This window comes from Pseudoalteromonas sp. c7(2019) (genome assembly GCF_011378625.1).
Classification (GTDB): domain Bacteria; phylum Pseudomonadota; class Gammaproteobacteria; order Enterobacterales; family Alteromonadaceae; genus Pseudoalteromonas; species Pseudoalteromonas arctica.
Genome location: NZ_WTKS01000031.1, coordinates 1 through 8,767, shown reverse-complemented (window position 1 = coordinate 8,767; position 8,767 = coordinate 1). Strand labels below are relative to the sequence as shown.

8 protein-coding genes are annotated in these 8,767 nt (G+C 40.5%); 2 read left to right on the top strand and 6 right to left on the bottom strand.

Features of this window, described 5'->3' with window-relative positions:
- Nucleotides 1-170 precede the first annotated feature (170 nt).
- Genes GQR38_RS19790 through GQR38_RS19765 form a run of 6 tightly spaced genes read right to left on the bottom strand, consistent with a single transcriptional unit; the run spans nt 171 to nt 5,168 of the window.
- On the bottom strand, nt 171-1,598 hold the full coding sequence (locus GQR38_RS19790) for a tetratricopeptide repeat protein (protein WP_165721161.1): 1,428 nt from the start codon (nt 1,596-1,598) through the stop codon (nt 171-173).
- A 19-nt stretch (nt 1,599-1,617) separates the two neighbouring features.
- Entirely contained in the window at nt 1,618-2,274 is a 657-nt protein-coding gene (locus GQR38_RS19785; RefSeq protein ID WP_165721160.1) for an energy transducer TonB, read from the bottom strand.
- Nucleotide 2,275: 1 nt separating this feature from the next.
- Nucleotides 2,276-2,680, bottom strand: a complete 405-nt coding sequence (locus GQR38_RS19780; RefSeq protein ID WP_036981164.1) for a biopolymer transporter ExbD — start codon at nt 2,678-2,680, stop codon at nt 2,276-2,278.
- A gap of 4 nt (nt 2,681-2,684) precedes the next feature.
- A complete protein-coding gene (locus tag GQR38_RS19775) occupies nt 2,685-3,065 on the bottom strand; it encodes a MotA/TolQ/ExbB proton channel family protein (protein ID WP_002960812.1) in 381 nt (126 codons plus the stop codon).
- Entirely contained in the window at nt 3,058-4,395 is a 1,338-nt protein-coding gene (locus tag GQR38_RS19770) for a MotA/TolQ/ExbB proton channel family protein (RefSeq protein WP_165721159.1), read from the bottom strand. The genes GQR38_RS19775 and GQR38_RS19770 overlap by 8 nt, the downstream gene beginning before the upstream one ends.
- The gene (locus GQR38_RS19765) at nt 4,395-5,168 is read right to left on the bottom strand and encodes a DUF3450 family protein (protein ID WP_165721158.1); all 774 of its coding nucleotides are present in this window, start codon (nt 5,166-5,168) and stop codon (nt 4,395-4,397) included. The genes GQR38_RS19770 and GQR38_RS19765 overlap by 1 nt, the downstream gene beginning before the upstream one ends.
- 217 nt (nt 5,169-5,385) lie before the next feature.
- Between GQR38_RS19765 and GQR38_RS19760 the strand changes: the two genes are divergently transcribed.
- Together GQR38_RS19760 and GQR38_RS19755 are read left to right on the top strand one after the other, a co-directional pair.
- Nucleotides 5,386-7,566, top strand: coding sequence for a TonB-dependent siderophore receptor (locus GQR38_RS19760; protein WP_165721157.1), 2,181 nt, complete (start codon nt 5,386-5,388; stop codon nt 7,564-7,566).
- A gap of 77 nt (nt 7,567-7,643) precedes the next feature.
- Entirely contained in the window at nt 7,644-8,324 is a 681-nt protein-coding gene (locus GQR38_RS19755; protein WP_165721156.1) for a Fe2+-dependent dioxygenase, read from the top strand.
- Nucleotides 8,325-8,767: the final 443 nt, after the last annotated feature.

Here is an 8,767-nt window from a genome sequence, read left to right as displayed (position 1 = left end):
AAGACATAAAACAATAGTAATTATGTATTTTTACTTCTCTAAAGCGCAGCGCCCTCTAAACCTCTTTGTGAACAAATCACTTAAGATTTTATTGCATATAGAAATTACGAGCTTTGCTCGTCACGCCAGCAAGCACTGCATCTACAAGTAAATTTAACCACGGCTTAAACTTACCCCTCTTGGCGCACTATATTCTCAAGGGCGCGAATATTAGTAATTAAGTCTTGGCGTTGTGGGTTAGCTTGTAATGCTTTTCTAAGATGCTTTAGCGCGCTCGAGTAGTCTTTAGAATCAATCGCTATTTGCGATAATCCAAGCCACGCCGATAGTTGGTAATCAGGTAGGGCTTGTGCACGAACATACATAAGTTTTGCTTGGGTAAGTTGGCTTTTACTACGATATATACTTGCTAAACTAAGTAAAGCATCACCTAAATTCGGGTTTATTTTAAGTGCGTTATTTAAGCTTTTAAGAGCACGTTTAGTATTACCTTGTTGCATAGCAATTTGTGCGCTGTATACAGAAAACTGGGCCTGTTCATCACGGGGTAGTTGCTTAGTTAATCTTTTTGCGCTGCCTATTAGATCTTTAGCTAAATCCCATTTTTGTTGAGACACAAGCCAGCCTAAAGTTTGCATCGTGGTATTAATAACCTCAACTTGCTGCTGTTTAGTGGCGTATTTTAAACCTTGCTTTAATAAACTAACAGCGCGTTCACTGCTACCTTCACTTAAGTGCAACTGAGCTGCTAAAAGCTGGTTGCTGGTATCTTTAGGGTTGAGTTTTAAGGCCACTTCAATAGCAGCAAGCGCTTGCTTTTTGTGATCAAGCTGTAATGCTATTTGTGCACGTTGCAACCAAAGTTCAGCTTTATCAGGGGTTTTATTGAGTAATTCTTTTAATAATGCATTTGCCTGACTTAAATCACCCGATTCAATTAACGCAAACAATAGCCCTTGTTGATATTGGCTTGTTTCTGGCGCTAGCATCAGCGCTTGGCGGTACGCCGCTACTGCGCTCCAAGGTTGGCTATGCTGCACGTGTATATAAGCAAGTTGCGCATAACTTTGTGCATCAGCTTGGCCAAGCTCAATACTATGAACTAGGTGTGTTTGTGCTTTGTCATACTTTGCTTGTTGCATGTATAAAAGGCTCAAACCTTGGTGTGCTTTTACTAAATCAGGTGAGGCTTTTAAACACGCCAAGTAAGCTAGTTCAGCGTTGTTAAAGTCTTTTGTTGAAAGCAGTACTTGTGCACGCAATAAGTTTAAAGCAGTGCTATCTTCGCTTATATCACGGCCTTTAAATAGCGCAGCGACTTCACTGTAATTACCAGCTTGCAATAGTGGTTGTACTTGGCGAGCAAAACCGCGCTCGGGCGGCTCAATAAGGACCTCTGTAGGGCCTAGTAATTTATTATTTATAGCCAACTGCCATGTTGGATCGCTAGGCGATAAAGTTACTTTTAGTGGCGCACTTTTTAATGGCGTACTAGCAGCACTAGCATGCACGCTAGTTACACCTAATAAAGGGAATGAGCACATTAAAGTAGTGATAACTGCGCGAGTTAATGGTTTTAGCGTTTTAAATATATTCATGTTTTTCATTTTAATAGGCTTAAGGTTTAAATTCGATTGGCCAAATAAAGCGAGCGCGTACGGTTTCACCTTCTTTTTTAGGTGCACTAAAGCGGCTTTGTTTAATAATTTTGTCTATAGCTGGTTTAAGTTCAGGGTAAGGATTTTGTACTACCTCAATTAAACTTACCTTGCCACTTTCATCAATAAATACATCGAGTTTTACAGTAAATACATCAACACCTCGGCGGGTTAAGCTTTTTGGTAAAACGGCCTTGACGGGAGTAAGCAAAGAGGGGAGACCATCGAGCTGATTTAAGCTAAATGCATCCCAATTTACACTCATTGATTGCCATTGTGGCGCGCTTACTTTTACGCTAGGTGTATCGGGTTTTACAATACTTAAATTGCTGTTGATCTTAATTTTTACGGCTTGAATAGACGCGCCTGCACCTTCTACCGCTAAGCTTTGCATTGGCTCACTTGTTTGCTGTTGCGATATTGATGGCGGAGGAGGAGGTGGCAGTGCCACCATGGCAATCTCACGTACAACCACTTTGTCTTGTATATGATGCTCTGCAAGTTGCCCAAGCCATAAAAGCAGTAATGCAGCACTAAGTACAATTAGGCTAAGGCCAAATGCAAAAAGTGGATGGCGATTGTTTTTTGTTTTTTGAGGCGAGTCAATCGTGTGCATATTATTGCTTCGTAGCTAAGTTAACTTGCGCCGCGCCTGCCAGCTTTGCTTCGTCAATTACTTGAACAAGTAACTCTGTAGGTACTGTTTTATCAGCTTGAATAACCACAGGGCGTTGTTGCTGTTTTAACATTTGCTCGACACTACTACGCACGCCAGCAACACCAATTTGGCTACCATCAAAAAATACTTGTTGGTTGTCGGTTATTGCTAAAAATATAACTTGCTGCTCAAGGCGACTGGCCGATACGGCTTGTGGTTTATCAACTTCAACGCCGCTTTCGCGTACAAATACGGTTGTAACAATAAAAAATATTAGCAATATAAATACCACATCAAGTAGTGGCGACATATCTATATGTTGCCCCGCTTCTTGCTCTAGCTTGTGCTTTAAACGTGATTGCATAGTGTTACCCTAACTGCTTACTTAACGTATGTAATTTAGGATTACGCTGCGAATACGCTAAGTAAGCTTGCATTAACCACGCGGGAATAGCGCACACAAGGCCCAATTGAGTTGTTAGTAATGCATCACCAATGGCGTCACTCATTAACTCGTTATGGCCCAGCGCCATTACTTTAAATGTATCAAGCAAACCAACAATGGTGCCTAATAAACCAAGTAGCGGAAGAGCGGCAGTTAAAATAGAGCTTACCTCTTGCCAGTAGCCTTTGCGCTGCGCTTGGTATTGTTTAAGGTGCAGTAAGTCATGAAAAATCAGCTGGTATACAAATAAAGCGAGTAAAAGAATACACCAGCAAATAGGGTTACTAACGATTTTTTCAAACATTGGTTTCTCCTTTTTCTAGTTGACTAAGCTGTAATGCAAAGCCTTCTAGTTGGCTGTAGTACGCTTTTGCTTTACGTGATAGCAATGCATTTAATACCAATGCAGGGATGGCAACGACTAAACCCAATTCGGTTGTTATAAGTGCTTGTGCAATACCGCCCGATACAACTTCTGGGTCACCTGAGCCAAACAAGGTCATCATTTTAAATGTTTCGATCATGCCGCTAACAGTACCTAACAAGCCAAGTAGTGGAGCTACTGCAGCTGTAACGGCAATAGCGCCAATAAAGTTATCGAGTTTATGCTTATCGTGAATTAACTGATTAAATAATTGATCGTCTCGTACTTGGCCTTTTTCGCTTTGCAGCGTTAAGTTAAATAACTGCTGCTGCATGCCTGCAAATTCATTGCTATTTTCAGCTTTAAAAAATTGCTGTAATTGCATTTGAGAGTGCATTTTAATTTTACTTAAACGTAGTAGCTGTGCGGCTTTTAATAGCGCAATGGTTAGTGCAAAGCAGGCAAATAAAATAATAGGGATAGCCCACAAGCCGCCTTTTTCTAGGTGTTCAAGCGGACTTTCTTGTTGGGCTTGGCTAGTCACTAAGTGCGTTAAACTAGGATCAAAAGTAAGTAATGTTGAGCCTACACCGTTTTGCTTTAAAGTATTATCGAGTGGGTTATCGTCACTTGTTGATTGTACTAACGCTACTTTTAATGCATTAGATTCATCATCCAAATTTAATAAACCCATAAGTTTAGGTGTTTGCGTACTAAACCATGCAACAGGCCCGACTTGAAGGGTATTAGCTTGGCTTAATTCGCCATTACTTAGCACAACCGATTGTTTTTTAAACTGTGGATAAAGTGCCTGTTCTTGATTATTAATTTGCGATATAACGCGGCTTAATAACTCGTTCTGATTATTAGTCGCGTTGTTATTGCCTGAACCATTGCCTGCATTATTGTTGGTATTTTGGCGCACAAAACGGCTAAGTAAGTTTAATTGATATTGCTGTTGCTGTTGCCAAGTGTCTAATCGGGTTTGTAACTGATCGAGGCTTAATGTGTTTTCGTCAGCTAGGCGGCGATTAACTGCGGCTTGTTCGCGTAATTTACTGAGCGATTGCTGCTTGGTAAAAATTTGCTTTGCAAGGGTAGCTTGCTCTTTTGAAATACTATTTTGAGTTTTATTTAGAGTACGTTGCGCTGTTTTAATATCACTTAAAATACTTTGTTTAGCATCATCACTGCTAGCTGCAAAAGAAACATTTGCACTTAAAAGTAACACTGTGGCGCTAAATACTTTAATTATGCTGTTAGTAGCCATTATTTAGCCCCTTGCTGGTTTTTATTTACATAACTTAATATTGGGAGTGTTACCCAATCAGCAGCGCGCTTTTTTTGCTGTACCGCAATACCCAGTGCAACTTGCTCAGCATTAATGCTTGGGTCAAACTCCCACTGCCAACCTAAGTCACTTGGAAAACCAATACCTACGTAACTTAAATCTTCGCTTACAAACCATGCTTGTGCTGCACCTAAATAAAGCTGCTTTACCCATATTTCTTGCCCGTCAGGATGCTTAATAGCCATTTCGTGAATTGAAATACGTTGCTGAAAATCATTAAGTAGAGTCAGCATTTTTAGCGCTGTTTGTAATTTGTCAGTTGTACTGAGCTGTGAGTCGCTTAAATCACCAGTGTTTTTCCAACTACTTAAAAGTGGCGGGGGTAATTGCACTTGTAATGAAAGTAATTGCTGAGAGATACGTGCTAGTTGATCATTTAATTGCTGTTGATCATTTTCAAGTTCTGATTGCTTAGTAACAAGTTGTTCGCGTTTTTGGGCAAGCTCACTGGTGCTTTTTTTTCTACGCTGATTAAGCTCGCTAAGTTGCTGCTGCTCAGCATTTAGAAGCGTTAAGGTTTGCTCCATGCTGCTTTTTTGTTCAAGCCAATGAGTATTTAATTCTGTGTTTTGATTTTCTATTTGTAGCCATTTATTAACGAGTTGTTCTAGCTCACTAACAGTGTCGGCCTTTACTGCCATGGTGCTACAAAGCGCGATAACTACGCTAATTGGTTTAATTAAGCTTCGCATTACTTAACAACAATCCTGAAAGTTACGACAAGCAATTACAGGGACGTAATTACTGTTAATTTTTGAGTGTGTATACAATATAGGAATTCACATAACAATGCAATTGATAACAGTTATCGTTTACATTGCGTTGTTTGGGTGGTAGGATTTCGCCGAAATTAAATATGTACCTTAAATTAACAATAGTTAAGTGCTTAATAAAAACTACGGAGTAACCATGAGTAAGCCATCGAATAAAGTAAATACCTACGTGAAGCCAATTGCAGCGGTTGTTACAGCAACGCTTTCAACTTGGGCAAGTGCACAAGATGTTCAAGAGCTGGCTGTAGTAAAAGCACAAACGGTAACTGAGTCTAGCTATGTTGTTGAAAAATCAACGTCGCATAAATACACTCAACCGCTACTCGATACAGCTAAAACGGTAACAGTAATCAACCAAGCGGTAATGAAAGATAGAAACGTAGATAGCTTACGTGATGCTTTGCGTAATGTTTCAGGTATTTCTTTAGCAGCAGGTGAGGGTGGTTCACCTACTGGCGATAGCATGTCGATTCGTGGTTTTAGTGCTACAAATGATATTTTTGTAGATGGTATTCGTGATGTTGCAGGTTATACACGTGATATTTACAACATTGAAGCCGTTGAAGTTGCAAAAGGCCCAGGCTCAGCAGTTTCTGGTCGTGGCGCAACAGGTGGTAGTGTTAATTTAGAAAGTAAAAAGGCGAAGTTAGACAGCTTTAACGACGTTTCGCTACGTTTAGGCACAGAAAACGATTACCGTGGTCGTTTTGATACTAACATTCAAGTAAACGACACAAGCGCACTACGTATAAACCTTCTTACTGATAAAGGTGATGTTGCAGGTCGAGACCATATTGAAAACGAAACAAATGCTGTTGCGTTTGCATTTGCAACAGGGCTTGGTACAAACAGCCGTTTTGATTTAAACCTAGAGTATCAACGCCAAGACAATTTACCAGATTACGGCATTCCGTGGGTTTACAGCGATACGCCAGTAGCTGAACTTGCAGATAGCGCGCGCTCACCTTCTCCTGTCAATTTTGATAACTTTTACGGTAATATTTATCGTGATTACGAAGATATTGAAGCCTACTCAACAACAGCTCGTTATGAGTATGATTTTTCTCAAAATACTACGTTACGTGTTCAAGGTCGTTTAGGTAAAGTAAAACGTGAATCAGTAACAACTGCACCGCGTTATTTCTCGGTTACAACAGACACTGACATTACCTTTGCAGATGAAAAAACACGTGATACAGAAAATTCACTTGCTGCACTTCAAGTTGATTTAATTGGTAACTATGAATTTGCTGGCTTTACTCACGATGTTGTAGTGGGTGTTGAACTTGCAAATGAAACGTTTACACGCCATAACTTTGTTGCAACTACGCCTGATAACCTAATTGAAGATGGAATACGCAACGACTTATATAATCCTGATGCAACAATTGCATTTACGGGTGTGTACGGCCGTGACGGTACAAGCATTGAAGCTAAAGCTAAAAACCAAGCTATTTATGCATTTGATACAGTGACACTTAACAAGCAATGGGAAGTTACAGGCGGAATTCGCTTTGATAGCTTCACTACGGATTATCACAACGATTACAATGACCCAAGCGCTTTAATTTCTACAAGTGACGACTTATTTAGCTGGAATGCAGCTGTAGTTTATAAACCTACAGAAAACGGCAGTGTATATTTAGGTGCAGGTAATTCATTCAATCCATCAGCGGAAAGCCTAACGGTATCTACGCGTTCAAATGCAGCTGATTTAGACGCAGAAGAAAGCCGCAGTTATGAATTAGGAACTAAATGGAGCCTAATGGATGGTCGCCTGCAAACTAATGCTGCACTTTTCCGTACTGAAAAAACCAATGCCCGTACTGATGACCCATTTGCAGATAGCTCAAGTGACGAAATACTCGGTGGTGAGCAGCGCGTTCAAGGTTTAGAGCTTTCAGCAACTGGCCTAATTACTAAAGAGTGGACTGTAATTGCTTCATACACTTACCAAGATAGCGAAGTAACTAAAGCATTAGGCGACGACGCAACTCAAATTGGTAACGAGCTTGCACGTACGCCTAAAAATAGCGCGAGTGTTTGGACTACGTACGATATGTCGGATAAATTATCGTTTGGTTTAGGTGCGCAATATGTAGGTGAGCGTTATAACGGGACTACGTCAACACGCTCTCGTGCGCCAGGTTATACTATTTTTGACCTGATGGTTGCGTATGACATATCAAAAGATTTGAGCCTGCAGTTTAATGGTGAAAACTTAGGTGATAAAGATTACGTTGATCAGTTAGGTGGTGGACACTTTGTACCAGGTGATGGTCGTAAGTTTAGCTTAACAGCGAGCTACTCTTTCTAAGAGTAAAATAAGTACGGCATAAAAGGGCAGAGTTAACTCTGCCCTTAATTATTTGATGAAAATGTGAGAGGGCGCACATGCTAGTTAAAATTCCAGAGCTACTAACGAAAGAAGAAGTGGCGTATTGTCATGAGGTTTTGCTTAAAGCCCAGTGGGCCGATGGCAGTATTACCGCAGGGCATCAATCAACCAAAGCAAAAAATAACTTACAGCTACCTGAAAATAGCCCTGAATGCCAAGAGCTTGGCGACATTATTATGGCAGCTCTTGCGCGTAGTAATTTGTTTATGTCGGCTGCACTTCCTGCAAAAATTTTTCCTCCGCTTTTTAATTGTTATCAAGGTGGGCAATCGTTTGGTGTGCACGTAGATAATGCAATTAGACAAGTGCCGGGTACGCCAGTAAAAATTCGTACAGATGTATCAATGACCTTATTTATTAATGAGCCCGAAGATTATGAGGGCGGTGAACTTGTTATTGAAGACACTTATGGCTCACATAGCGTAAAGCTGCCAGCAGGCAGTATGGTGTTGTACCCTTCAACGAGTTTACATCGTGTAATGCCAGTAACGAGTGGGCGCAGATTAGCCTCATTCTTTTGGTTACAGAGCATGATTAACAGCGACGAAAAACGTGGTTTATTATTTGATTTAGATATGTCGATTCAAAGTTTGCGCAGCAAAGTAGAAGATAGCCCAGAGATTATTCAGTTGACGGGGGTTTATCATAACTTGTTAAGGCAGTGGGCGCAGACATAACGAAGATGCTCGTTATTAAATATTGGATATTAGATATAAGTAATTAAAAGCTGCGCTTTTCGCGTGAGCAAGCTCTACGCCTACAGCCAAAACTTAACGCTGTGGTTAAATTACTTGTAGACGGCCAGCTTGCTGGCGTGACGAGCGAAGCTCGTAATTTATATGTTTTATGTTTTCTCATTTACTCCTTATTCGCTTCTCTTTGTGCAATAAGATTTTAAGTAACTTATTCACAAAGAGCTTAAGAGGGCGCTGTGCTTTAGAGAAGCCAAAAAGTAGGTAACAATCAGTTTTAATAATTAAAAGCTGCGCTTTTCGCGTGAGCAAGCTAAACGCCTACAGCCAAAATTTACGCTGTGGTTAAATTACTTGTAGACGCGCTGCTTGCTTGCTTGCTGGCGTGACGAGCGAAGCTCGTAATTTATATGCTTTGGTGTCTTATC

What these genes read in the sequence shown, in the direction of transcription:
- GQR38_RS19780 (WP_036981164.1), bottom strand. Translation starts at nt 2,680, where the DNA reads ATGCAATCACGTTTAAAGCACAAGCTAGAGCAAGAAGCGGGGCAACAT.
- GQR38_RS19775 (WP_002960812.1), bottom strand. Translation starts at nt 3,065, where the DNA reads ATGTTTGAAAAAATCGTTAGTAACCCTATTTGCTGGTGTATTCTTTTA.
- GQR38_RS19785 (WP_165721160.1), bottom strand. Translation starts at nt 2,274, where the DNA reads ATGCACACGATTGACTCGCCTCAAAAAACAAAAAACAATCGCCATCCA.
- GQR38_RS19765 (WP_165721158.1), bottom strand. Translation starts at nt 5,168, where the DNA reads ATGCGAAGCTTAATTAAACCAATTAGCGTAGTTATCGCGCTTTGTAGC.
- GQR38_RS19790 (WP_165721161.1), bottom strand. Translation starts at nt 1,598, where the DNA reads ATGAATATATTTAAAACGCTAAAACCATTAACTCGCGCAGTTATCACT.
- GQR38_RS19760 (WP_165721157.1), top strand. Translation starts at nt 5,386, where the DNA reads ATGAGTAAGCCATCGAATAAAGTAAATACCTACGTGAAGCCAATTGCA.
- GQR38_RS19755 (WP_165721156.1), top strand. Translation starts at nt 7,644, where the DNA reads ATGCTAGTTAAAATTCCAGAGCTACTAACGAAAGAAGAAGTGGCGTAT.
- GQR38_RS19770 (WP_165721159.1), bottom strand. Translation starts at nt 4,395, where the DNA reads ATGGCTACTAACAGCATAATTAAAGTATTTAGCGCCACAGTGTTACTT.